This window comes from Kaistella haifensis DSM 19056 (assembly GCF_000735695.2).
GTDB classification, from domain to species: domain Bacteria; phylum Bacteroidota; class Bacteroidia; order Flavobacteriales; family Weeksellaceae; genus Kaistella; species Kaistella haifensis.
This window is the reverse complement of the sequence record NZ_JASZ02000008.1, coordinates 59316-84355: the sequence shown is the minus strand read 5'-3', so window position 1 is coordinate 84355 and position 25040 is coordinate 59316. Positions and strand designations below refer to the sequence as shown.

The window sequence follows — 25040 nt, the reverse complement described above, 5'->3', positions numbered from 1 at the left end:
AATAGACCAATTCCCATTTCGGAAAATCATTGGGTAACATCCTCCATTGGCAACCGGTTTTCACCAAATACATTATGGCGTTCCAAATGGTTCTTAAACCATATTTTCGCTTTCTGTCATTGAGGTTCAAAGTCTTTTTTATAAATTGCCACTGATTGTCAGAAATGTTTGTCGAGTAATTTTTCACTGTAATTTAATTGATTAGTAACCAACAAGTTACGGAAAATAAACAACATAAACAACTGACAATCAGTTTTTTATAAGATTATTTTATAAAATAAACGCCATACGAATTTTTCTAATTTAATTTTTAAACAGGCTCTTAATAAAAATAGGTATTTCATAATAAAAAACCGCCTTGCTAAAAAAGCAAGACGGCTAGAAATATATTAACTAACAATTATTTTTTAATCATCAATTTAGAAGAGTAATTTACTCCTATTCCTGAAACTTTTACTACATATACTCCATTTACTAGAGATTGTGTATTAACTGCGTCAGTAGCAGAAATTTTCTGGCTGGAAACTAATTTTCCGGTTGCATCGAAGATTTCAACATTTACTTTTCCTAAAGTTTTGTTTGCTGATTTTAAGAAAAATTCGTTTTTCGCAGGATTTGGATAAATGTGTATACCTTTATTTACATTGACTTCCCCTGAAGCCAATACTTTTTGGCAACGCGCATCATCTGCAGGCTTTGTGAAATCTTCAACCTGATCATTGATATTGGTTGTAGATCCTGAAGCTGCATTAACTCCCAGACCTCGCTTAGCAAAAACTTCCCAAATCATACATTTATCTGTTCCTTGAGTTGTTGCCTCTTCCGCTGCTAAAATAGCGTCTCTTCCCTGAATAAATCCAGGGTTTGTTGGGGTTAACTTCAGCGCATCAATAACCAACTGTAAGAATCTTGTGCTTCCGTTGGAAGTATTTGCCATAACATCTGACGAATAACCGTACTTTTCGGCATATTTCCAGTGAAGATCCCACAGCATTGATGCCCAAATGAAACCAATGGAGTGCACATCTGGTACAGTTACTCCTGATGTGTTAGTATATTCCATACCATTGGTCTTACCGTAAGTATATTCGTTTACGGCAAAATCCGGAGAATAAGGTCTAGGTCTGATACCTGCACCTGTAACTGGCAATGAGCTAGCAAAGTTTCCAATTCCTCTTGCTACGCTGGCATTGTCACCAGGTCGATTAGTAAGCATTAATGCGAAAATATCAGACCAACCTTCACCCATCTGCTCTTTATTTAAACTGGAACTTAATGACCCGATAATTCTTGTAGAAATTCCGTGGCCATACTCATGGGCGATGATTCCATTATCAAAACTTCCGTCTCTGAAAATCTGTGTGGATGAATCATATTTTAAAGTAACATTAACATTTTTACCAGAATCAATAAGTCCTTTCATATAAACACCTTCAACATTCTCTACCAAAACTGAAGGAATAGTAATGGATGCGTCGGTGCCACCCATACCGGTTGTAGGAGTAGAATCTGGCATATTATAAATAATCGCAGCAGCAGCACCGGCTTCCTGTGCATTTTTCACCTTTACGGTAAAAGAACAAGTACCTCTTGGCATCAAGCCAATCTTACCGGTAAGTGAACCGGCAGGCAGTGCCGTGCAGCCGTCAGCAACCGAAGTTAAAACAACATCTCCGGTTACGCCCGTTGTTGTTAAAGTAGGACCAAATGTTGTTGAAACATAATTTTTCACTTTTCTACCAATTGCTTCTGGTGGAGTATTATAAAATACCCTTTCCGTAAGTGCCGGATTCCAAAGGTACATTTGCATCCTTGGTCTTGTTCCGTCTGGTCCTGTGGCAAAATTGGCATTATCCATTCCTGAACCATCCTGTGCCTCCGCTTGTACATAATCAACCTGAGCTCCACCTTTACCAAAATTGAAAGCCTGAAAATTTCTTGCAGTTTCCGTAAATCCTAAACGATAAAAAATGTCGTGCATTTTATTGTTGATATAGAATAGATTGGTAATCGCTGCATTCTGATTAACTGTATACTGATTATCAATTGAAAACGGGAAATCAAACATCCTGCTAGCACCACCGTCTGCATACATTCCTGCCGCGTTTTTCTTAGCTACATCATCGTAGGCCATCACGTTGTTTCCCCTAGTCGTATTATAAGAACCAGAATAACTACCTCCGGAAATTGTATGCCATCCGTCAGGTGAAGCATCTAAGAACCACGGATTACTAATCATCGATCTGGTTCCGTGAATTGGACTTTCTACAGGCAAAGCAAATACATTATACGATGCATTTGAAGGAGCCTTCGCTGTTGAAGCAACTTTATGCTCTACTTCCTCTATAAAATCGTTAACAAACCCACCGGACGCGTGAGAAGAATAATCGTGCTGGAAAGTGCCATGTGGGAAATTACACGAAAGTTTAAGGTTTTCTTTATATAAGATTTCGCCTATTGAAACGTCTGCAACCACATTCCAATAGTCGGAGGTTTCTTTCTCTTCGAACATATATTGTTGAGAAAGTCTAAGATCACCTCTTTCAGTCTGAAAATAAACAACCTGCGTTTTTGCAAATGGAGTTCCGTCAAGATCAGCATCATTAAAACTTAACATCTGGTATTCTGCGATGTTTTTTAAACCAAAGTTCTTCCCTACTTTTTCAAAAATAGATCCGGAAGGATGGGCTGTTTTTTCGGTAGCAGCAACTTTATAATTTTTTACAAAACTATCGATAAAGTAGTTTACTTTCTTTTCCTTAATTAGGGCTGTAGCTGTTGCGTTAAAAATTGGTATTCCGTTATAAGATTGCTGCACTTTTACAACATCTGCGTTCATCGCTTTCGAGTAATCTTCAACAATTACCGTAAAATCTTCCGTAGTAGATTTCGAAGTGCCTCCGTTTGCTGCCAGATGATTTTTAATGATCGTTTTAAAATCCTGAGCGGTGACGCTTGCAAAAGAAAACATCAAAAAAGCTGTTGCGATTTTCAAAGGTAAATTTCTATTTTTCATATATATTAATTAATTGGCATCGAATTTATAAAAAATAATGCTAAGTTTTCAATTTTCAACACAAAAAAAAAGAAAGATGTTATCAACATTCATTTTTAGGTTTAGTACGGAGAAATGTTTTTATACTTAATAATAAAATATGAACCCCAAAAAAAAGACGCCCCAGATTACTGAGGCGCCATATATATTAAAGAAAAATTGGAATTAGTTTCCTTCCATTTTCTTTTTCAATTCAGCTAAAACGTCTAAATCACCTAGGGTAGATTTCTCTTCGTTGCTAGATGAAGCAGCTGGTTTGGAAGAAGCTTCTTTCACGTTTTTCTTCTCTTCGTCTCTGAAGGTTCCGGTGTGTGAAACTACTACTCTCTTGAATTCTTTGTTGAATTCGATTACTTTGAATTGTGCTTCTTCTCCTTTCTTGATTTTAGAACCGTCTTCTTTTTCTAATAATCTTGATGGGCAGAATGCTTCAACTTCAGCATCTTCGAACTGAACTTGTGCTCCTTTATCGAAAACTTCAGTAGCTTTTCCTGTGTGTACAGTACCTTCAGCATATTTAGTTTCGAATTTATCCCAAGGATTTTCAAAAAGTTGTTTGTGACCTAAAGAAAGTCTTCTTGCAGCGGTATCCAATTCTAGAACGATTACGTCTAATTTATCACCAACTGCACAGAATTCTGATGGATGCTTGATTTTCTTAGTCCAAGAAAGGTCAGAAATATAGATCAAACCATCGATTCCTTCTTCCAATTCTACGAAAACTCCGAAGTTAGTGAAGTTTCTTACAGTTCCTACATGTTTAGAACCTACAGGATACTTAGCTTCGATATTTGCCCAAGGATCCTGAGTAAGTTGTTTCATTCCTAAAGAGATTTTTCTGTCTTCTCTATCAAGAGTTAAAACTTCAGCTTCTACCTCATCACCTACTTTTACGAAATCACCAGCACTTCTTAAGTGAGTTGACCAAGACATTTCAGAAACGTGGATTAATCCTTCTACCCCTGGAGCAACCTCTACGAATGCACCGTAATCAGCTAGAACAACTACTTTTCCTTTAACTTTATCACCAACTTTCAAGTCAGCAGAAAGCGCATCCCATGGGTGAGCTTCCAATTGCTTCATACCTAATTGGATTCTTGTTTTCTCATCATCGAAATCAAGGATTACTACTTTTACAGTTTCTCCGTCAGAAAGGATTTCAGATGGGTGGTTTACTCTAGACCAAGAAAGGTCGGTAATGTGGATTAATCCATCAACACCACCTAAGTCTACGAATACTCCGTAAGAAGTAATATTTTTAACAGTTCCTTCAAGAACTTGTCCTTTTTCTAACTGACCGATGATTTCTCTCTTCTGACCTTCAAGATCTGCTTCGATAAGCGCTTTGTGAGATACAACAACGTTTTTGAACTCAGGGTTGATTTTCACAACTTTGAACTCCATTGTTTTACCTACGAACTGATCGTAATCTTTGATTGGTTTCACATCGATTTGAGAACCTGGTAAGAATGCTTCGATACCGTGTACGTCAACGATCATACCACCTTTAGTTCTAGATTTTACGAAACCGTTTACGATTTCTCCAGTTTCGTGAAGTTCGTTTACTTTATCCCAAGCTTTAAGAGTTCTTGCTTTTTTGTGAGAAAGTTGCAATTGACCAGATTTGTCTTCTCTTCTGTCAACCATTACTTCTACTTCATCACCAACTTTCAATCCTTGGTTATAACGGAATTCGTTTAATGAAATAACCCCTTCAGATTTGAAGTTGATATCTACGATAGCTTCTTTATCAGTAAGTCTTACAACTTTTCCTACCAATACATCGTTATCGCTAAGGTTGTTAAGAGATCCGTTATAGATTTCCTCTAAATCACTTTTCTCTTTTCTTGCATCAGCATCTAATCCTGATTCGAAAGAATCCCAATCAAATTGTTCTGGTGCTACGTTTTGGTTTAATAAAACCTCTGCTGAATTTGTCTCTTTTGACATTTTCTAATAAAATTTGTATTCCATCTCTCTCGTTGCTTGGCCCAATGTGGTTTACGAAAAATACGGAAGTTGTTAGTTATGAATATTTTAACTTTGCCAAATGCTCCCACAAAAAGTGGTGCAAAATTAAAAAAATATTTGATAATTGCAATATTTTCAGAACTTTAAATCAAATTTCTTCTACACTCGATTTCTCAAACAAAGCCCTTTTCTTTACCTTTGCAATATGAATTTAGAATCTATCTTCCAAAAACTGCAGATTCAAGACATGAATCAGATGCAGAAATCCACCTATACTGCGACCGAAAACGAAACCGACGTCATTCTGCTATCGCCCACAGGATCAGGGAAAACACTCGCTTTTCTATTCCCTTTGCTTAGAAATTTAAAAAAAGAAAACACCGGCATTCAGGCGATGATTCTCGTTCCGGCAAGAGAACTTGCATTGCAAATTGAGCAGGTTTTCAAACAAATGGGTACCGATTTCAAAGTTTCTATTTGCTACGGAGGTCACGATAAAAAAATCGAAATCAACAATTTCAGAGAGGCTCCTGCGGTTTTGATTGGAACTCCGGGAAGAATCGCATATCATTTAAGAAACCAAAATTTTGATCCTACTACCATTAAAACTTTGGTTTTAGATGAATTCGACAAAGCTTTGGAACTTGGTTTCGAGGAAGATATGAATGAAATTATTGAAGCTTTAGAAAACAATTCCCAGCGAATTCTTACTTCGGCAACTGCGATGGATAAAATTCCGGATTTTGTGGGCTTAAAGAATGAAAAAACCATTAATTTCCTTAAACTTCAAGAAACCAAACCGGACATCCAATTGCGAAGAGTAATGACGATTTCCGAGGAAAAACTCGATACTTTATTCCATTTAATATGTAAAATAGGGAATAAAAGAACCCTGATTTTCTGCAATCACCGCGATGCAGTCGATCGAATTTCTGAATTATTGCGGGAAAAAGGAATCCAACGAGAAACCTTCCATGGCGGTATGGAACAAGACGAAAGAGAACGCGCGTTGCTGAAATTCCGAAACGATTCCGCAAGAATTCTCATTACCACCGATTTGGCAGCAAGAGGCTTGGATATTCCGGAAGTAGAATCGATTGTGCATTATCAACTTCCGCCGAAAGAAGACGCTTTCATCCACCGAAATGGGCGAACCGCGAGAATGAACGCCAAAGGTTTTGCCTATTTGATAATGACTGAAGACGAAAATTTCCCATTCATTAAAAATAATACGCCAGAAGAAAGCGTTGCCGGTTTCGACAAAGCGCCTGAGCGAACACCGAATCAAACCATCTACATCAGTGCCGGAAAAAAAGACAAAGTCAACAAAGTTGATATTGTTGGTTACCTAATCAAAAAAGGTGGTGTAGGAAAAGATGACATTGGTTTAATCGAGGTAAAAGACACAACTTCTTACGTGGCTGTCAACCGAAAAAAAACCATCGAATTGCTCAAACAATTAGCCAACGAAAAGTTGAAAGGTAAAAAAGTGAAAATTGAAATCGCTTATTGAGTTTATTAATCCATAAATAGTATATTTGTCATCTTCAAAAAGTTTTTGATTACAAATGAAACTTAATCTTCCTGACAAGCTCTATTATTCTATTGGCGAAGTTGCGAAAGCATTCAATGTCAACACTTCCCTAATTCGCTATTGGGAACAAGAATTCCCTATCATCAAGCCAAAGAAAAATAAAAAAGGAAACCGGTATTTCACTCCGGAAGATCTAAAAAATTTGCAAATCATCTATCATTTGGTGAAAGAAAAAGGCTACACTTTGGATGGCGCAAGAATCGCTTTGGCGACCAATTCTAAAATCTCAGAAACCATCACCATGATCGATCGTTTGGAGTTTGTAAAGGCTGAATTACAGAAGCTTAAAGATTCTCTTGTCGATAAACCGGAATAAAAAAAGGTGTTTTCACTCATCAAAAAATAGCATTTTTTTATTACTAAAAAAAAGAAAATTTGTAGTAAGTTTGTAGAAAGATTTGTTATGAGTTCTCCATTTCAATTTTCTGCTGCCAAGAATTATTTTCTTGGTTTTGCGACTTCCGGAGCTATTCTATTGGGCGGACTTTTCTATTTTGATTACGATAAAAACAAAGAAGCCGAGGTTGATCCCACTGAAAAAATTGAATTTGCAAACGTAGAAAAAACCGAATTACAAGAATTCGATCCAAATGATTTGGATGAAAATGGCTGGAAAAAACTCGGATTTTCGGAAAAACAAGTAGCCACGATTCTGAAATACAAAAACATCGTCGGCGGAGAATTTACCTCAAAAGCACAACTAAAAAAATGCTATTCGATTTCCGAGGAAAAATTCAATGAATTAGAACCTTATATCTTACTTCCTGACAAAGCAGAAAATTCTTACGAGAGCACAAATTACAAGTCTCTTTACAACTCTAATCAAGGAAATTACGAGAAAAAGGAACTCAAAATTCCAGGAAAATTTAATCCTGATAATTTTAGTTCGGCAGATTTTGTGAAAATGGGCTTTACCGAAAGACAAGCCAATTCAATTCTGAAATACAAACAATATCTTGGCGGAAGCTTTATCAGTAAAGAGAAATTTAAAGATTGCTTCATCATCAGCGAAGAAAATTTCCGGAAAATGGAACCTTATCTTTTGCTTCCAGAAAAAACTCCGGAAAACTATGTTGCAAAAACGAATTTCAAAACCAATTCTTCTGAAAAAGAAAAAATTTCTTACGAAAAATTTGATCCTAATATTACCGATTTAGAAGGTTGGCGAAAACTCGGTTTTTCTGAAAAACAGGCGCAAGTGATCGTCAATTATCGCGATCGAAATTTAAAAGGAAGTTTCAAAAACTTGGAAGAAATTGCCCGATGTTTTGTGATTTCGGAAGAAAAATTTGAGGAGATGAAACCTTATATTGTATTGAATCCTGAAAATTTCAAAGCAAATGCTCCGCAAAAGGCAGGAAATGCATCATTTGTTTCCACTTCAAAATCTGAAAACACTCCGGAAGCAAAAACAGATTTCGCAAAAACAGATTTGAACCAAATTACTTTCAAACAACTTTTAGAATTTGGCTTTGATGAAAAAAACGCTGGAATGATCCTAAATTACAGGAAAAAACTTGGTGGTTTTGTTACCAGACAACAAATTGTTGACACTTACGATATAGACAAAGAATTAGCGCAGAAATTGGTTGCCGTAGCAAGATTGGACCATTCTAAAGTTCCGAAATACACTTTAGTTTCCGCTCCAGAAGATTGGCTAAAAGCCCATCCTTATTTTAAATATTCTGCCGACAAAATCATTTATTACAGAATTTCATATCCTGATGATAAAAAGATTTGGAAATTCCTGAAATTAAAACCAGAATACGAGGCTCGAATGAGGCTTTACTTAAATGATTAAAGTTTTTAAACAAAAATCCCCACAACTGTTTGCGGGGATTTTCGTTTTTGTATTTTCAAATGATTATTTTTTAATAAACTTCACCGCGCGATGATCGATTTTTAGGATATAAACTCCCGGTTTCAAATGCTGAACATTCCATGAATTTCCATTTTTGAAAGGATTATCTTCCTGTTTCAATAATCTTCCGGAAACATCAACCAAAGATATTTTCTGAATTTTTTCAAGTTGTTTTCCTTTTACCGAAAGCCAATCGCCAACAGGATTCGGATAGACAGAAAAATCATTTTCACTAAAAATAGAAACATCTGTTGCAGCTAAAATTCCTAAATTTTCGCAGTAGTTTGTTTCGTGACTTTGCCATTCTGCAAGATCAAAATTAGCAGTCGGTTGCTGCACCGAATTCGATCGATACAAAGAAATATTCCCCAAAGTCGATGAATTGCTCATATCTTTTGTTCCCATTGCATCAACTGTTTCGGAATTATAGCGAAGTTCCAAATACTGGCTTCCCGAGAAAGTCATTTGAGGAGCCGCAGTTACAAATCTTGCTTGATCGTTGGTAATACATGATAATTGTGCATTTGGATTTAAAATAACAAAAGTTTCGTTGTTTTGAACCGTTCCTTCTAATTCAAACGGTGCAGGAAAATAATAATTGGATCCGCTATAAAACTGAATGCTCAATCTGTATTTATTCAAATTTACAGGATGGCCGGTTTTATTGGTGATTTCAATGGCTTTATTGTTGGAAGTTCCTTCGATATATTTGGTAATCATTAAATCTTTCGCAAAAATATCATTTGGCAAAGTCGTCACAGAAATCAAATTACTTTCGGAAGATTCCAAATAACCATTATCATAAGCTTTTACCGTAAACTTATAAGCCGTAGAAGGCAGAAGATGCTCGATATCGACAGAAGTATTTTTTGTATTAGCAACTAAAACGCCATTTTGGTAAATTTTATATCCGATTACATCCGAATCTGGCGATGCATTCCAATTTAAAGTTACAAAATACGCGCTGTTTTTCGCCACATTCAAATTGGTTGGAGCTTGCGGAACCGCTGCATCGGGCGTTTGAGACCAAATAGCATTCACCCATTCGGGATGATCAATGAATGGATTTCTGTTTTTCTGAATTGCAAAAACCGCATTATTTCGATCAATTTCCCTTTGAGAAACCGGATCCTGAGCATTCCACTGAAGCAACAGCGCCAAATACCAATTTTCGAAAGATTTTTCCTCGGTTCCATCTAGCGGACTGGTATCATTGGCTGCAGAAGATCCGTTGTAGAAATTGAAAGAGCTTAATTTCCCTTCATATCTTACCGCAAAATAAAGCAAACTTCTTGCGATATCACCTTTAAATTCATCGATTGGTTCGTAAACTCTTCCTGTATAACCCGAACCGGCGGTTGCATTGGTATTGATTTTTGATCCGTTGGAAAAAGTATAAAAAGGTGTTGTGGTAGTTTTCGCAACTCCGTACGGATAATTGCTTCTCAATTGATTAATTCTCGCATCGGTCGGAATTACATAAAACAAATCCGAATACATTGGATAGTTACTATTGAAAGTACTTTGCGGCATCATGTGTTCGCGGTTCCAGCCTTGTCCTTCTGCGCTTGCAGAACCTACAATATTTGCGGTGGTATATTCGTACGAATCGGATCCGTTGGGAATTTCAGAGTAAATATCTAATAAAATTGTGGTGTTCGATGCATCATGATCGTAATATTTATCCAAATCGGTTTGGTTATAAAAATTGGTCAAATCGCCATAATGCCAATTGATGTTTTTCTCCGAAATAATCTGGTGAAGTTTCGATTTCAGGACATATCCCGTAAGTGTTGAAGTACCATCATAATATCCGGAAGGCGCTTGTGCTTCGGCTAAAAACGGCAATAAAATCAAAAATAAAATTATTCTCATTTACTAAAATTTGGCTTGCAATTTAGTCAAATTACTTGCTTAGGAGACGTAATAATTATTAATTTTTCGTAATCTTTTAACAATAAATTTCTAATTAAAAAAAAAATGAAGTTCGCATGAATATTATTTTTATTTTCAAAATTCGCCAATTTAATTATCTTTGATTACAAATAAGAAATAAACAAATATGAATAGTGAAACAATGAGCAACATCGCAATGATTGCAGAAACCGCAAAAGATTTTGCAGAAAAAAACATCCGCCCAAATATTATGGAATGGGACGAAAGCCAAACATTTCCGGTAGAACTTTTCCATCAGTTGGGAGAAATGGGATTTATGGGAATTGTAATTCCGGAAGAATATGGAGGATCAGGTCTGGGATATCATGAATATGTTGCAATTTTGGACGAAATCTCTCAGGTTGATCCATCAATCGGATTGTCTGTTGCTGCTCACAACTCACTTTGCACCAATCATATATATGAATTCGGAAACGAAGAACAACGCAAAAAATGGCTTCCCCAACTCGCTTCCGGAAAAGTAATCGGAGCATGGGGACTTACCGAACACAATACAGGTTCAGATTCAGGTGGGATGAGCACAACAGCTGTAAAAGACGGCGACGAATGGGTTTTGAACGGCGCTAAAAACTTTATCACCCACGCAATTTCCGGTGATATCGCAGTAGTAATGACCAGAACCGGCGAAAAAGGAGCAAAAAACAATTCTACGGCATTCGTTTTGGAAAAAGGAATGCCCGGATTTTCTTCAGGTAAAAAAGAAAACAAACTCGGAATGAGAGCTTCCGAAACTGCCGAACTTATCTTTGACAATGTAAGAGTTCCCGATTCTCACCGATTAGGAGAAGTGGGCTCCGGTTTCAAACAAGCGATGAAAATTCTTGACGGTGGAAGAATCTCCATCGCTGCTCTTAGTTTAGGAATCGCAAGAGGTGCTTACAAAGCCGCTTTGAAATATTCATTGGAAAGAAAACAATTCGGAAAAGCCATCAACGAATTTCAGGCAATTAATTTCATGCTTGCAGATATGGCAACTGAAATCGACGCTGCAGAACTATTGATTCAACGTGCTTCCAACTTGAAAAACGCAAAAAAACCAATGACCAAAGAAGGTGCAATGGCAAAATTGTACGCTTCCGAAGCTTGTGTAAGAATCGCTAACAATGCCGTTCAGGTTTTCGGCGGTTATGGTTATACAAAGGATTTCCCGGTAGAAAAATTCTACAGAGATTCCAAATTGTGTACTATTGGAGAAGGAACTTCGGAAATCCAAAGATTGGTTATCGGAAGAGAAATTTCAAAATAAAAATTACAGATTTTATTCTTTTTTAATCTATAAAGCATCGAAATTCGGTGCTTTTTTTAATAATCAATTTAGAAAAAGTCTTTACCAAAAATCATTTTTGATTTTCTATATTTGTTAAAATTTAATTTTAATGGAAAAAATAGATTCGCTGAACCAAGTTGCAGAATTCCACAAAACCTTTAATGCCCCGATTTTAGAAACGCCTCAAATTCCATCAAAAGAAAGATGCGAATTGAGAATTTCCCTGCTTCAGGAAGAATTGAATGAGTTGAAAGAAGCCATTTCTGATCAAAATATGGTAGAAATCGCAGATGCACTTTGTGATTTGCAATATGTTTTAAGTGGCGCAGTTTTAGAATTTGGATTGGGCGAAAAATTTGTGGAAATGTTCAATGAAGTTCACCGTTCGAACATGTCGAAAGCTTGCGACAATCAGCAACAGGCAGACGAAACTATCGCGTTTTATGCCGAAAAAGGCGAAGAAGCGTTCTCGGAAATTTCCGGAAACAAAATTAATGTTCACCGAAAATCTGATCATAAAGTATTGAAAAACAAATATTATTCACCTGCAGATTTGGCAACTATTTTGAAGAAATAAAATTCACATTTTTCCAATTTTTATTTTAAAAAAACAAGTATTCATCAATGAAAAAAATTACGAAAACCCTTTTGATTACTGCCACTTCCCTACTCACTTTTCAATCTTGTGATTCGCAGAAAGTAGTCGTAAACCGCGAAGTTGAAACTACCAATGACGGAAAAATGCTTCTCGGAACTCAAACCAAAAACCAACTTCTGAAAACGCCATACAGCGATTGGTATGTGAAAGAACATGATGAATACGCCATTGACCAAAAAACCGTTGATGAACTTAAAAAAGAAAAACTGAATTCTTACGGAATCACCGTTGTGATGGGAACTTGGTGCGAAGATAGCTATCGCGAAGTTCCACGATTGATGAAAATTTTGGAAAGCATGAATTTCCCTGAACAAAAATTGAAAATCATCGCTGTGAACCGCAAAAAAGAAGCTCCAAACGGCGAAGAAGGCGTTTACAATATCCAAAGAGTTCCAACCATTATCGTACAAAAATATGGCAAAGAAATTGGAAGGATTATTGAATACCCAACAACCGGTTATCTAGAAAGAGACCTTCTGGAAATCCTTAAAAAAGACAATACTACACTTAAAGACCTATTAAAATAAATTGAAAACAGACAAAAAAATTTTACCTTTCATATTAGGAGCAATCGCAATGTTGCTCGCATTCTTGATTTGGAACAGCTTGACAAAAAAGAAACAAGATCAAGTGCAAAACGACTACTACATCATCACCAATCAAATCAGAAAGATGAATAAAATGGTGGTCATGGAACAGGATTTTTCGAGCATGCAGAAAACTAAAATAACTTCCGAACTTTTAGGCGGAATGCTTCCTAATATGGAAAAAGAGCTTATTACTTTTACCAAAACAAATGCGCAAGTTTCGTATGACCTCAATAAAATGAAACTCGACGTGGATTCTGTCAACAAAAAACTGATCATCAAAGAGCTTCCCAACGCCGATATACGAATTATCCCAAGTGTAGAGATCCAGTCAATGGATGATTCTTTCCTCGATCGCTTTGACCAAAAAGATTTGCAAAAAATAACCAAATCTGCGAAAGACAATGCTTACAAAACCGTGAATCAGGAGCGACTACGAAGCGAAGGAAGAAAACAATTGTTAGAAAATCTTGATCATATTTTCGTTTTGGCAAAGGCTTTGAATTATAAAATTGAAGACCAGACCGGTCAAATCGATTCATCAAAACTTTAAAAAACGATTTATGGAAAAAGATAAAGAACAACCGGCACAAACAAAAAAAGAAAACCAGGATTTGCCAAACATTCCTGCATCATCCGAGAAAGTGAACTCCGAAAAAACAGTAAAGCGGCAGATTAAGGAATCTTCTAAGCTTAATAAGGATGGCAAAACCGATAACACAAAAAACGAGAGCAGAAATTAATTTTTCTGCTTTTTTTTATCATCAAACTTCATTTAAATTTTCCATCAATTATAGATTTTTCTTCATACAACCAAAAAATTGATTTACGAATAATTGAAAATTAATGATCAGAAGTAAAATTCCATCAAAAACAAAATAAAAAATTAGTAGAAATTCCGTATTTTTGCCACTTAAAATTTTTAATTCAGTATGATAAAAATTACTCTTCCCGACGGAAGCATCAGAGAATTCGAAAGCGCTGTAACACCGCTTGAGGTAGCAAAATCAATAAGTGAAGGTTTGGCAAGAAACACCATTTCCGCAATCGTAAACGGAACACAGGTTGAAATCACCACGCCTATAACCACCGATTCTACGCTACAGCTTCTGACGTGGAATGATGATATGGGGAAAAAAGCGTTTTGGCATTCCTCTGCGCACCTTTTGGCACAGGCAATCGTGGAATTTTATCCGGAAGCAAAACTCACCATTGGTCCAGCCATTGAGCAAGGATTTTATTATGATGTAGATTTCGGCGACGAAAGTTTATCTGAAAAAGATTTCGAAAAGATCGAGAAAAAAATGCTCGAAAACGCAAAAAAAGACTCTACATTCAACCTTTATTCGGTTTCAAAAGCTGATGCTTTGAAGGAATATGAAGGCAATGAATATAAAACCGAGCTCATCTCTAATTTGAATGATGGCGAAATCACTTTCTGCTCCCACGATAATTTTACCGATTTATGTCGCGGTGGACACATTCCATCTACAGGCATCGTGAAAGCGGTGAAAATTTTAAATGCAGCCGGAGCATATTGGAGAGGTGATGAAAAAAACAAACAACTTACCCGAGTTTACGCTATTTCTTTCCCAAAACAGAAAGATTTAACCGAATATCTGGAAAGATTAGAAGAAGCGAAACGCCGCGACCACCGAAAACTCGGAAAGGAATTGGGCATTTACGCATTCTCGGAAAAAGTGGGAGCAGGACTTCCGTTGTGGTTACCAAAAGGAACTGCATTGAGAAAAAAATTGGAAAACTTCCTTTCTGATGCTCAGAAAAAATCAGGTTACGAATTCGTGATGACTCCACACATCGGAGCGAAAGAATTGTATGTAACTTCCGGTCACTGGGATAAATATGGTGCAGACAGTTTCCAGCCAATTAAAACACCTAATGAAGGTGAAGAATTCATGCTGAAACCAATGAACTGCCCTCACCACTGCGAAATATACAAAGTTGGACAATGGTCTTATAAAGATTTACCAAAAAGATATGCAGAATTCGGAACCGTTTATCGTTATGAACAATCCGGAGAACTTCACGGATTAACGAGAGTTCGTGGTTTCACTCAAGATGATGCACACCTTTTCTGTACTCCGGATCAACTTTTGGCTGAATTTGAAAACGTGATTGATTTAACACTTTATGTATTCAGAACATTAGGTTTCGAAGATTTCGTAACGCAAGTTTCACTCAGAGATCCGGAGAAGAAAGAAAAATATATCGGAAGTGACGAAAACTGGAAAAAAGCGGAAGACGCGATTATTCAAGCCGCTGAAAAGAAAGGTTTAAAAACAATTGTGGAATACGGCGAAGCTGCATTCTATGGACCAAAACTCGATTTCATGGTGAAGGATGCTTTAGGCAGAAGTTGGCAATTGGGAACCATTCAGGTTGATTATAATTTGCCAGAAAGATTTGACCTTCACTACATTGGAAGCGATAACGAAAAACACAGACCTGTGATGATTCACCGTGCTCCGTTTGGTTCTATGGAAAGATTTATCGCGATTTTGTTGGAAAACACAGCAGGAGATTTTCCGCTTTGGCTCGCTCCGGATCAATTCACTATTTTGCCGATTAGCGAAAAATATGTTGATTATGCAAAAAAAGTTTCACAATTGCTGGAAAATCACGATATTTGCGGGCTGATTGACGACAGAAACGAGAAAACGGGTAAAAAAATTCGTGATGCCGAGTTGAAAAAGCTTCCCTTCATGCTGGTTGTAGGTGAAAATGAGGAACTTAACAACACAGTTTCTGTTAGAAGAAGAGGCGAAGGAGATTTAGGAACGATGACGATTGAAGATTTCATCGCCTATTTCAAAAAAGAATCAAAAATTTAAAAATTAACTTTAAAATATAAAACCATAGCACAGAAATTTAATTACCGAGGTAGAGGTCCACAGCGACGCGTACAAGAAGATTTGCACCAGATCAACGAAAAGATTCGGGCGAAAGAAGTACGCTTAGTTGGCGATAACGTAGAACCAGGCGTGTATCCTTTAGCAAAAGCTTTAGAAATAGCTAAAGAACAAGAACTGGATTTGGTTGTAATTTCCGACAAAGCTGAGCCATTTATTTCCAGAATTCTGGATTATAAGAAATTCCTTTACGAGCAAAAGAAAAAGCAAAAGGAACTGAAAGCCAAGCAGGTAAAAGTTGTCGTAAAAGAAATCAGATTTGGTCCACAAACGGATGATCACGATTACGAATTCAAGAAAAAACATGCTGAAAAGTTCCTGGAAGAAGGTTCAAAACTAAAAACCTATGTTTTCTTTAAAGGCCGTTCGATTATTTTCAAGGATCAGGGTGAAATTCTTCTTTTAAAATTAGCTCAAGAGCTGGAACATGTCGGAAAAGTTGACCAATTGCCAAAACTTGAAGGCAAGAGAATGATCATGATGATGAGCCCGAAAAAGCCGGCGAAATAAGAAATTTACCAATTTAACTAGGTTAAATCACACAATAAGATATTGATAACAAATATTATAAATTAAGCAAAATGCCAAAATTAAAAACTAAATCAGGTGCTAAGAAGCGTTTTAAGCTTACCGGAACCGGTAAAATTAAAAGAAAAAATGCTTACAAAAGCCACATCTTGACGAAAAAAGAAACTAAGCAAAAGAGAAATCTTACGCAAACTTCTTACGTTGCTACTGTGGATGAGAAAAGCGTTTTACGTCAATTAGCCATAAAGTAGTTTTTATAAATCTTTCGGTTTATAAGAATTCTAAAAATTCAGAAATTTTAACCCTGAAACGGAGCAAAAAAGTGCAATGAAATAATTTGCCGCCCTTTTCAAAAAAAACAATTTAAATTATGCCAAGATCAGTAAATGCCGTAGCTTCTAGAGCTCGCAGAAAAAAAGTAATGAAGCAGGCTAAAGGTTTTTTCGGTAGAAGAAAAAATGTTTGGACTGTAGCTAAAAACGCCGTAGAAAAAGCAATGCAATATGCTTACCGCGGTAGAAAAGAGAAGAAAAGAAATTTCAGAAGCCTTTGGATTACCCGTATCAACGCTGGTGCCAGAGAACACGGAATGTCTTACTCCCAATTTATGGGCGCTCTAAAAAGCAACAATATCGAACTGAACAGAAAAGTTTTAGCAGATTTAGCAATGAATCACCCTGAAGCTTTCAAAGCAGTTGTAGATCAAATCAAATAAATGTAAAATTTTTTGTTATCAATTATAGATCCTGTACAATTTTGTATGGGATTTTTTCATTAGTTTTGACCAACTTATAATAAAATGAAGAAGCTTTTTATCTTTTCAGCGTTAAGCATTTCAATGCTCCATTCAGCGCAAACCTTTGTACAGGCCTATCAGGATCGAGTGAACCAAATTACTCAAAATAACATCAACAGTTATCTTACTGAATTTGCAACTTTTGGAGCGAAAACCACTGGAAGTACAAATAACAATAATGCATTTAATTGGCTTAAAAATAAATATCTCGCATTTGGTTACAGCGAATCTCAGATTTCTGAAAATGCCTTTTCATACAACGGAAATACAACCAAAAATCTTATTCTCACTAAAACCGGAACCAAATATCCCAACACGTACGTCATTGTTTGCGGACATTACGATTCAATTGCCGGACCTGGAGTGAATGATAATGGAAGCGGAATCTCTGTAATTCTTGAAATGACAAGAATTCTGAAAGATGTTCCCACGGAATATTCTATAAAATTCATTAATTTCAGCGGAGAAGAACAAGGACTTCGCGGAAGCCAAAACTACGTGAATACCGTTGTAAATAGCACCAATCCAAAGATGAACATCAAATTGGTTTTCAATATTGATCAAGTCGGCGGTGTTGCCGGAGAAGTAAACAATACAATTACCTGCGAACGCGATACCAGCAACTCCCCTTCTACGAATAATGTTGCTTCGAATAGTGCTACACAAGAATTAATGAACTGCGTAACATTATATTCTCCACTGCAAACCAATTTATCTTACGCATACGGCTCGGATTATATGCCGTTTCAGTCGAATGGAGAGGTAATTACTGGCTTTTATGAATATAATGAAAGTTTGCAACCACATTCCTCCGGCGACACCTATGCAAATATGGATCCTGTTTTTGTTTGCAATGTTGCTAAAGCGGCTTTGGGAGCAGTTCAGCATTTCACGACTGCAGAAACAAGCACCTTATCGGTAGCTGATTGTCCTCCTGAAAAAATGTTGGAATCATTGCGAATTTATCCAAATCCGGCTTTTGATTTTATCAATATTGAAATGCTAAATTCCAACTTCATCGATTATTCTTTCAATATTAGCGATGTATCCGGAAAACTTTTACTTAAAACTAAAAACAGTAAAAAAATAGATATTTCTAAACTTTCACCCGGAATTTATTTCGGAACAATGTATGTCGAAGATCGCAAACTCACCAAGAAAATTATTATTTCAAAATAAGAAAAAGATCAAATCGTAATCGTTTCCCTGTAAACCTTCATCAATTCTTTTGCTATATTTTCATCACTGAATTTTTGAGCATACAACAAACCCTTTTCTACTCTACGTTTTCGTTCGGATTCGTTGGACCATAGAAATAAAATTTTGGACTTTAAATCATCAATATTATCCGGATTTATGTAAAGAGAATCTTTTCCACCGGCTTCCGGAAGCGAACTCGAATTGCTCGTAATTACCGCGGTTCCGGAGAAAAGTGATTCGATAACCGGAATCCCAAAACCCTCGAAAACACTCGGGTAAACGAAAATTTTCGCTAATTTATAAATTGCTGCCAACTCTTCCATCGAAACATTTTCCAAGAAAAAAACTTGATTTTGCAATTTATTTTTAATAATAAAACGTTCAACTTTTTTGAAATATTTCTCCTTTTTCTTCCCAACAACCACCAAAGGAATTTCTGTATTATTGATCGATTTTACAATATTCAAAAGGTTTTTTCTCTCTTCAATCGTACCAACATTTAAGATAAATTCTTTCGGAATTTTAAATTTATCTTGAACTGATTCCAAAAATTCTTGCGGTTTATTTTCTTTAAAAGAATGATGACAACCTTGATAAACAACTCTGATTTTATTTTCCGGAACTTTCAAAAATTTGATGATATCCGCTTTGGTCTGTTCAGAAATTGCAATGATTAAATCTGCTTGTATGGCGGCATTTTTAAACTTCCAAAAGTGAATTTTCCGATCAAAAAAACCATAATATTTCGGATATCTCAAGAAAATCAAATCGTGTATGGTTAAGATTTTCTTTATCGCTTTATCATTCCATTTTAAAGGTAATTCGCCGGAAAGTCCGTGGAAAATATCACAATTTGCATTCTGCGCATCTTTTCCCATTTTGAACTGTCGGGAAAGTTTTCCTTTCGAAGTTTCCATGAACGAAACACTCGGCAATGCAACAATTTCTTTTCCGCGCTCAGTTTTTTTATCATTTAAAAGCAAATATTGATTATCAGGATAGTAAGTAGCCAAAATCCTCACCAAATCACGAGAATAATTTCCTAATCCGGAAGTATTGTTAAAAAATCTTTTGGCGTCGTAAGCGATTTTCATTAATCTTCTATAGGTTTAATAATATCCTGTGATAGTTGCTTTTTCTTCCAGTGCTCGGATTTTTTACCATAAAGGAAAATTCTGCCCAATTTGTATTTAAAGCGAAGGTGACCTTCGAAATCAGTTCCTAAAAAACGATGTGGAGTTTCGGGATTTTCAGCCAAAACTTCATTCACGGCATCGGTATAAACCGTTGGTCCGGTTGTTCTGTGAACATCATGGGGAAAACGGTGCGTCTGGATATTTTCCAAAGTACGCTGCAAAAAAGGATGATTTTTATTTGAAATTAATCCCCATTGACAGTACAATCCCGGATTTCCTTCGTTGGTGACAATAAATTCGTCTTCCGGGTATATAAATTCATCCAAAGGCGTTTTGTCGTAACTATCGATATCGAGGTACAATCCACCAAATTTGTACAGCACCGCGTAACGGAAAAAATCAGCTTTTGCAGCACCAATGGTTAAACTTTTATAGGCTCTAAGATATTCGGGCGGAAATTCCTTTTCAAAAAACTTCAGGATTTTCACATCATCATAAAAATGATAGTTCCATCCCGGATTTTTCTTTTTCATTCTGGAAATATAAAACCTTGTAATCCACGGTAAATCCGCAGTTTTAAAAGTTTGAAATATATTTTTTGGAATCACTTTACTTTAGTCAGTGGTGAATAGTCAATTATTTAAACTGCAACATTATTTTCTCTTAAAGCATCATTCAGAGAAGTTTTTTTATCGGTAGATTCTTTTCTTTGTCCGATAATCAATGCGCATGGAACCTGAAATTCACCTGCCGGAAACTGTTTCGTATAACTTCCCGGAATCACCACAGAACGAGCAGGAACTCTTCCTTTAATTTCCACTGGTTCGGATCCGGTTACATCGATGATTTTTGTGGAAGCGGTAAGAACTACATTTGCGCCCAAAACAGCTTCTTTTTCTACGTGAACACCTTCAACTACGATACATCTTGAACCCACAAAAACATCATCTTCGATAATTACGGGTGCTGCCTGAAGTGGTTCCAAAACTCCGCCAATTCCTACTCCACCGCTTAAGTGAACGTTTTTCCCGATTTGCGCACAACTTCCCACGGTAGCCCAAGTATCAACCATAGTTCCGGAATCTACATAAGCGCCGATGTTCACATAAGATGGCATCAAAATAACTCCAGAAGCAATGTAAGCACCTTCTCTAGCAACAGCGTGAGGAACTACACGAACTCCTTTTTCAGCATAGTTTCTTTTCAAAGGCATTTTATCGTGAAATTCAAAAGGACCAACCTCTATGGTTTCCATTTTCTGAATTGGGAAATACATCACGACAGCTTTCTTCACCCATTCATTCACCTTCCAGCCATTTTCGGAAGGCTCCGCAACACGCAATTCGCCTAAATCTAATTGTCGGATTACGTCACGGATGGCTTTTTGGCTGTCTTCATTTTGCAATAATTCCCGGTTTTCCCAGATATTTTCAATAGTTTGTTGTAACATTATTTATTTTTTTTTAAGAATGATAATTTTCGCAAATTTACAAAACTCTTCTTGCGAATAGGTAGGATTTATTCCAATAACTTTCATTGAGAGAAGAAATAATGACTCCCTTGGATGTTGAAGAATGAATAAAAGTAACTTCTCCATTATTTCCGATATCGTGAATAATCCCAACATGTGAAACCCTACTTCCACCGGAAGTTGCAAAAAATACCAAATCTCCAGGTTTCGCTTCTTTGATGCTGATTTCTCTGCCTTCTTTAGATTGATCCTCTGATCTTCGCGGAAGTTTCATCTTATTTTCATCAAAAACTTTGGAAACGAGACCGGAGCAGTCGAAGCCAGCTGAAGTATTTCCTGCGTATTTGTAGGGTGCGCCTAAATATTTTTCAGCATCTTTTAAAATTTCTTTAATTTGCCCATTGACATTTCCGGAATAGTGAGAAGATAAAGTTTTCAAACCAGGAGCTTTCGCCACAGATTTGGTTGGAACAGACCTTTTTACAACCGGTTTGGAAGATCCACAAGACACCAAAACCGTACTGGCAAAGACATAGAAAAATAAGTTTTTCATATTTTAAAATAGCGATTTCTCAAAAATAGTAATTTTATTTTCAAAAAATATTAAATTTTTGTTTTTTCCTTATTTAATAAATGTTTGAACCTATATTGCAGACTTCTTCGAAAAAAGGAATTATATTTAAATGTTAAAATTAAAGAAAGAAAAATAGTAAGAAAATGACCATTTCAGAATTTAAAATATACTTTAAAAAAGAACTTTCGGAATTCTACACGGAATCCGAAAGCGCGGCCCTTTATTCCATATTTGTCAACAAGCTGGTAGGTTTCGACAAATATCGTCAAAGACGTTTTGAAAACCATCCACTTTTGGAAAGTCATATCGAAGATTTGGAAAATGTCATTTCCGAACTGAAAACAGGGAAACCTTTTCAGCAAATTCTAGGAGAAACTGAATTTTACGGACTAAAAATTTTTATGGATGAAAACGTTCTGATTCCTCGTCCGGAAACCGAAGAATTGCTGGAATTGGCCATTGAAAAAATTAAAAACAACTTTCAAAATAAAGCTTTAAAAATCCTGGATATCGGAACTGGAAGCGGAATAATTCCGATTGTTTTGAAAAAGAAATTCCCTGATGCAAAGGTTTCCGCGATTGATTATTCGGAAAAAGCTTTAAAAGTGGCTCAGAAAAACGCCAATTTTCATAAAGTTGAAATTGAATTTATTCATCAAGATTATTTGAATGAAAATTTAACCGAAAAATACGATGTTATCATCTCCAATCCTCCATACATCGGAATCGACGAGGAAAATGAAATTGCGGATTCGGTAAAAGATTTTGAACCCAAAATGGCACTTTTCTCTCCTACTTCAAACGCATTGGTTTTCTATGAAAAAATTGCGAAAGATTGCAGAAAATACCTTTCAGAAAACGGAATGATTTTCCTAGAAATTAACCAAAAATTGGGTATTGAAACACGAAATCTTTATCAAGAGATTTTATCGGAAGTTCATTTAATGAAAGATATTTCGGGGAATGACCGCTTTGTTTGGGGAAAGAAATAAGAATTTATCCAATTCTCTTTTTCACAAAAACATGAAACGCCATATAAATCAAAGGAATCGACATAATTCCGAGGAAAAGTGAGTTTTCAATAGCTCGTTCCGGCTGTAATGCCACTGCATAAATCAAACCAAAAAATGCACCTCCCAAATGCGCAGCATGTCCGATATTATCTTGTTGGCGGGGATTTAGCATGCTGTAAACAGAATAGGCGAAGTAAAGAAATCCAAAAATATAACCCGGTATCGGAATTGGAATGAAGAAAAAATAAATTGGCAAATCCGGAATCATCGCGATAGATGCAAACAAAATCCCGGAAACACCACCACTCGCCCCAATTGCGGAATACCAAGACTGGTTTTTATACAAATACAAGGAAAATAAGTTTCCAAGGAGGATAGATCCGAAATAAATCATCAAAAACCCAAAATCTCCAAAGGCTTGATTAACAATAGGTCCAAAGAAATACAATGTCATCATATTGAACAACAAGTGCATCAAATCGCCATGCAAAAAACCGGCGGAAAGCAACCTGATGTATTCTTTGTTTCTCAGAATTGCACCGACGTTAAATTTATATTTCTCGAAAATATTTTGATTATTGAAAGCAATAAAACTGATAATAGCAGTTACGACAATCACGATTAAAAGTACTGAACTCATATTTTGTTATAAAAGAAAAGTTTCGGAGACGAAACTTTGGTTATACGATTTCTGAAGTTAAACTTCGGGAAATTAATTTTTCATGCATTGGCTTCAGGAGTTCCAAGCTTCCTGTTTTCACGGTACATTTTCCTTTGTAATGAACCAATATGGTGCATTGTTCGGCTTGTTCCAAGGTGTGTCCGCAAATTTCTATCAGGCATTCAATTACATAATCAAAAGTATTGACATCATCGTTCCAAAGCACCAATTTGTAAACTTCGTCTTCATCTTCCATCAGCGCAACATCTTCTTCGTATTCACGCTGTGGTTTTTCGTAATCCTTTACAAAGCCAGGAACGCTATTAAAAAAAATCATCAAAGATTAAATTTTAAATTAAATTTCACTGATTTCTTCGGTCAAAACATCGATAACATTCGGTTCTTCGTAAACCAATTCAACCAAATCGACACTCTTATTCTGCATTTTCAGGATTTTCACATGATAATCATTAATGTTGAACTCCTGGTTTTCTTCCGGAATGTCTTGCAATTCATGCAGAATATAACCAGCCAATGTGTTGTATTCGCCGTCTTCGGAAAGCGGGAATTTCTTTGGTAAATGCTCATTAATTTCATCTAACGGCTGAGTTGCCTGAACCCAATAAACATTTTCTCCAACTTTGTCTACGATTTTCTCTTCGTCATCTTCTTCATCTTGAATTTCGCCAACCAATTCCTCCAAAATATCCTCCAGAGTTATGATTCCTTCCGTTCCGCCAAATTCATCGATTACGACTGCCAAGTGTTGCTTTTTCTGCTGGAAAACTTTCAATAGATCCGAAATTTTCTTGCTGCCAACAACGAAGAACGGTTCGCGCATGAGTTTTTCCAAATCTTCATGGGTAATTTGACCTTTTCTTTTCACATATTCTCGGATAATTTCCTTTGCATAAAAAATTCCGATAATATTATCGATTGAATTTTTGTAAACTGGAAGCCGTGAATAACCTCCATCCATGATCTTCGTTATAATTTCTTCTACAGGTTCTTCGATATCAATTGAAGAAATATTCTGTCGTGGAACCATAATCTGCTTCGCAGAATGATCGGTAAAATCGAAAGCATTTTTGATGATTTCGTAATTTTCTTCTTCAATTTCACCAGAATCTGCGGATTGCTTTACCAAAAGTTGCAACTCTTCAGTGGAATGAATCTCATGTTCCGACGCGGGATGAATTTTCATCAAACGTAAAACGCCGTTTGACATTTGATTCATGGACCAAATAAAAGGTTTGAATATCGTATAGAAAACGCGCAAGGGCATTGCGATTGCCATTGTTGTGGCTTCGGACTTTCGAATTGCAATGGATTTCGGAATTAATTCCCCGAAAACAATATGCATCACGGTAATCAAAAGGAAACTTAAAACCAAAGAAATGGTAGTAATCGATACTTGTGCAATTTCAAAATTGAAATAATGGAAAATCTTCTCGATGATATGGTGCATCGCACTTTCGCCGACCCAACCTAATGCCAATGAAGCAAGTGTAATCCCGAGCTGAGTGGCAGAAAGGTATTCATCAAGATGTTTGATGATATGTTCCGCCTGTTTTGCCATAGAGTTGCCTTCGGCGGCTTTGAGCTGAATTTGGGAGTAACGAACTTTAACGATAGAAAATTCTGCGGCTACGAAAAAACCATTGAGTAATACTAAGAATAATGCTAAGAAAAGCTTGACGACGTCTGAGTCCATTTAAATTTTTAAAAAATATTTGATGCAAAGATATACAAAATTAAATAATTAAGTAATCCGAAAATCGT

At 36.3% G+C, this 25040-nt stretch carries 25 protein-coding genes; 14 read left to right on the top strand and 11 right to left on the bottom strand.

Annotated features, from left to right (window positions below; all coding sequences use genetic code 11):
- The 3 genes from AP75_RS05570 to rpsA form a co-directional block, all read right to left on the bottom strand.
- A partial coding sequence (locus AP75_RS05570) for a transposase (RefSeq protein WP_143755819.1) occupies window positions 1-187 on the bottom strand: 187 nt, incomplete at its 3' end.
- A 213-nt stretch (window positions 188-400) separates the two neighbouring features.
- Complete coding sequence (locus AP75_RS05565) at window positions 401-3016, bottom strand: T9SS-dependent M36 family metallopeptidase (RefSeq protein ID WP_242589768.1); 2616 nt, start codon at window positions 3014-3016, stop codon at window positions 401-403.
- Between the two features lie 204 nt (window positions 3017-3220).
- Entirely contained in the window at window positions 3221-5005 is a 1785-nt protein-coding gene (gene rpsA, locus AP75_RS05560) for a 30S ribosomal protein S1 (protein WP_088263790.1), read from the bottom strand.
- A 226-nt stretch (window positions 5006-5231) separates the two neighbouring features.
- Here rpsA and AP75_RS05550 point away from each other — a divergent pair, with 226 nt between their 5' ends.
- The 3 genes from AP75_RS05550 to AP75_RS05540 all read left to right on the top strand — a co-directional run bounded on the left by AP75_RS05550 (window position 5232) and on the right by AP75_RS05540 (window position 8421).
- Window positions 5232-6539 (top strand): DEAD/DEAH box helicase, encoded by a 1308-nt coding sequence (locus AP75_RS05550; protein ID WP_088263787.1) that lies wholly within the window; start codon window positions 5232-5234, stop codon window positions 6537-6539.
- Window positions 6540-6594: 55 nt separating this feature from the next.
- The gene (locus tag AP75_RS05545) at window positions 6595-6936 is read left to right on the top strand and encodes a MerR family transcriptional regulator (protein ID WP_031503928.1); all 342 of its coding nucleotides are present in this window, start codon (window positions 6595-6597) and stop codon (window positions 6934-6936) included.
- A gap of 87 nt (window positions 6937-7023) precedes the next feature.
- Window positions 7024-8421 (top strand): helix-hairpin-helix domain-containing protein, encoded by a 1398-nt coding sequence (locus tag AP75_RS05540; protein ID WP_088263786.1) that lies wholly within the window; start codon window positions 7024-7026, stop codon window positions 8419-8421.
- Between the two features lie 63 nt (window positions 8422-8484).
- On the opposite strand, the gene AP75_RS05535 is transcribed toward AP75_RS05540, so the two are convergent.
- On the bottom strand, window positions 8485-10356 hold the full coding sequence (locus tag AP75_RS05535; RefSeq protein WP_031503930.1) for an endonuclease: 1872 nt from the start codon (window positions 10354-10356) through the stop codon (window positions 8485-8487).
- A gap of 202 nt (window positions 10357-10558) precedes the next feature.
- Here AP75_RS05535 and AP75_RS05530 point away from each other — a divergent pair, with 202 nt between their 5' ends.
- From AP75_RS05530 to AP75_RS05485, 10 genes are all read left to right on the top strand, one after another.
- Window positions 10559-11683, top strand: a complete 1125-nt coding sequence (locus AP75_RS05530) for an acyl-CoA dehydrogenase family protein (RefSeq protein WP_394335369.1) — start codon at window positions 10559-10561, stop codon at window positions 11681-11683.
- Window positions 11684-11813: 130 nt separating this feature from the next.
- A complete protein-coding gene (locus AP75_RS05525; protein ID WP_031503934.1) occupies window positions 11814-12281 on the top strand; it encodes a pyrophosphohydrolase domain-containing protein in 468 nt (155 codons plus the stop codon).
- Window positions 12282-12328: 47 nt separating this feature from the next.
- On the top strand, window positions 12329-12889 hold the full coding sequence (locus tag AP75_RS05520) for a TlpA family protein disulfide reductase (RefSeq protein WP_031503936.1): 561 nt from the start codon (window positions 12329-12331) through the stop codon (window positions 12887-12889).
- 1 nt (window position 12890) lies between these two features.
- The gene (locus AP75_RS05515) at window positions 12891-13502 is read left to right on the top strand and encodes a DUF4230 domain-containing protein (RefSeq protein WP_088263785.1); all 612 of its coding nucleotides are present in this window, start codon (window positions 12891-12893) and stop codon (window positions 13500-13502) included.
- A gap of 10 nt (window positions 13503-13512) precedes the next feature.
- A complete protein-coding gene (locus tag AP75_RS05510) occupies window positions 13513-13692 on the top strand; it encodes a hypothetical protein (protein WP_031503937.1) in 180 nt (59 codons plus the stop codon).
- A gap of 189 nt (window positions 13693-13881) precedes the next feature.
- Window positions 13882-15801: a threonine--tRNA ligase gene (gene thrS / locus AP75_RS05505; RefSeq protein ID WP_031503939.1), complete on the top strand. Its 1920-nt coding sequence runs from the start codon at window positions 13882-13884 to the stop codon at window positions 15799-15801.
- Window positions 15802-15882: 81 nt separating this feature from the next.
- A complete protein-coding gene (infC, locus tag AP75_RS05500; protein ID WP_123247979.1) occupies window positions 15883-16389 on the top strand; it encodes a translation initiation factor IF-3 in 507 nt (168 codons plus the stop codon).
- Between the two features lie 71 nt (window positions 16390-16460).
- Window positions 16461-16658 carry a 50S ribosomal protein L35 gene (gene rpmI, locus AP75_RS05495; protein ID WP_031503941.1) on the top strand — a complete coding sequence of 66 codons (198 nt, stop codon included), beginning with the start codon at window positions 16461-16463 and terminating at the stop codon, window positions 16656-16658.
- A gap of 119 nt (window positions 16659-16777) precedes the next feature.
- Window positions 16778-17122 (top strand): 50S ribosomal protein L20, encoded by a 345-nt coding sequence (gene rplT, locus AP75_RS05490; protein WP_055042814.1) that lies wholly within the window; start codon window positions 16778-16780, stop codon window positions 17120-17122.
- Between the two features lie 84 nt (window positions 17123-17206).
- Entirely contained in the window at window positions 17207-18382 is a 1176-nt protein-coding gene (locus AP75_RS05485) for a M28 family peptidase (protein ID WP_088263784.1), read from the top strand.
- An 8-nt stretch (window positions 18383-18390) separates the two neighbouring features.
- Here AP75_RS05485 and AP75_RS05480 read toward each other — a convergent pair whose 3' ends face one another.
- Genes AP75_RS05480 through AP75_RS05465 form a run of 4 tightly spaced genes read right to left on the bottom strand, consistent with a single transcriptional unit; the run spans window position 18391 to window position 21563 of the window.
- Window positions 18391-19497 (bottom strand): glycosyltransferase family 4 protein, encoded by a 1107-nt coding sequence (locus AP75_RS05480; RefSeq protein WP_031503943.1) that lies wholly within the window; start codon window positions 19495-19497, stop codon window positions 18391-18393.
- On the bottom strand, window positions 19497-20147 hold the full coding sequence (locus tag AP75_RS05475) for a glycosyltransferase family 32 protein (RefSeq protein WP_031503945.1): 651 nt from the start codon (window positions 20145-20147) through the stop codon (window positions 19497-19499). The genes AP75_RS05480 and AP75_RS05475 overlap by 1 nt, the downstream gene beginning before the upstream one ends.
- A 32-nt stretch (window positions 20148-20179) precedes the next feature.
- Window positions 20180-20992, bottom strand: a complete 813-nt coding sequence (locus tag AP75_RS05470) for a 2,3,4,5-tetrahydropyridine-2,6-dicarboxylate N-succinyltransferase (protein ID WP_031503946.1) — start codon at window positions 20990-20992, stop codon at window positions 20180-20182.
- Window positions 20993-21026: 34 nt separating this feature from the next.
- The gene (locus AP75_RS05465; RefSeq protein ID WP_088263783.1) at window positions 21027-21563 is read right to left on the bottom strand and encodes a C40 family peptidase; all 537 of its coding nucleotides are present in this window, start codon (window positions 21561-21563) and stop codon (window positions 21027-21029) included.
- 164 nt (window positions 21564-21727) lie between these two features.
- Here AP75_RS05465 and prmC point away from each other — a divergent pair, with 164 nt between their 5' ends.
- The gene (gene prmC / locus AP75_RS05460; protein ID WP_088263782.1) at window positions 21728-22576 is read left to right on the top strand and encodes a peptide chain release factor N(5)-glutamine methyltransferase; all 849 of its coding nucleotides are present in this window, start codon (window positions 21728-21730) and stop codon (window positions 22574-22576) included.
- Window positions 22577-22580: 4 nt separating this feature from the next.
- Here the strand turns inward: prmC and AP75_RS05455 are convergent, their stop codons facing one another.
- Genes AP75_RS05455 through AP75_RS05445 form a run of 3 tightly spaced genes read right to left on the bottom strand, consistent with a single transcriptional unit; the run spans window position 22581 to window position 24972 of the window.
- The gene (locus tag AP75_RS05455; RefSeq protein WP_088263781.1) at window positions 22581-23237 is read right to left on the bottom strand and encodes a rhomboid family intramembrane serine protease; all 657 of its coding nucleotides are present in this window, start codon (window positions 23235-23237) and stop codon (window positions 22581-22583) included.
- 40 nt (window positions 23238-23277) lie between these two features.
- The gene (locus AP75_RS05450; protein WP_031502123.1) at window positions 23278-23595 is read right to left on the bottom strand and encodes an ATP-dependent Clp protease adaptor ClpS; all 318 of its coding nucleotides are present in this window, start codon (window positions 23593-23595) and stop codon (window positions 23278-23280) included.
- Window positions 23596-23613: 18 nt separating this feature from the next.
- The gene (locus AP75_RS05445) at window positions 23614-24972 is read right to left on the bottom strand and encodes a hemolysin family protein (protein ID WP_031502124.1); all 1359 of its coding nucleotides are present in this window, start codon (window positions 24970-24972) and stop codon (window positions 23614-23616) included.
- Between the last annotated feature and the right edge of the window lie 68 nt (window positions 24973-25040).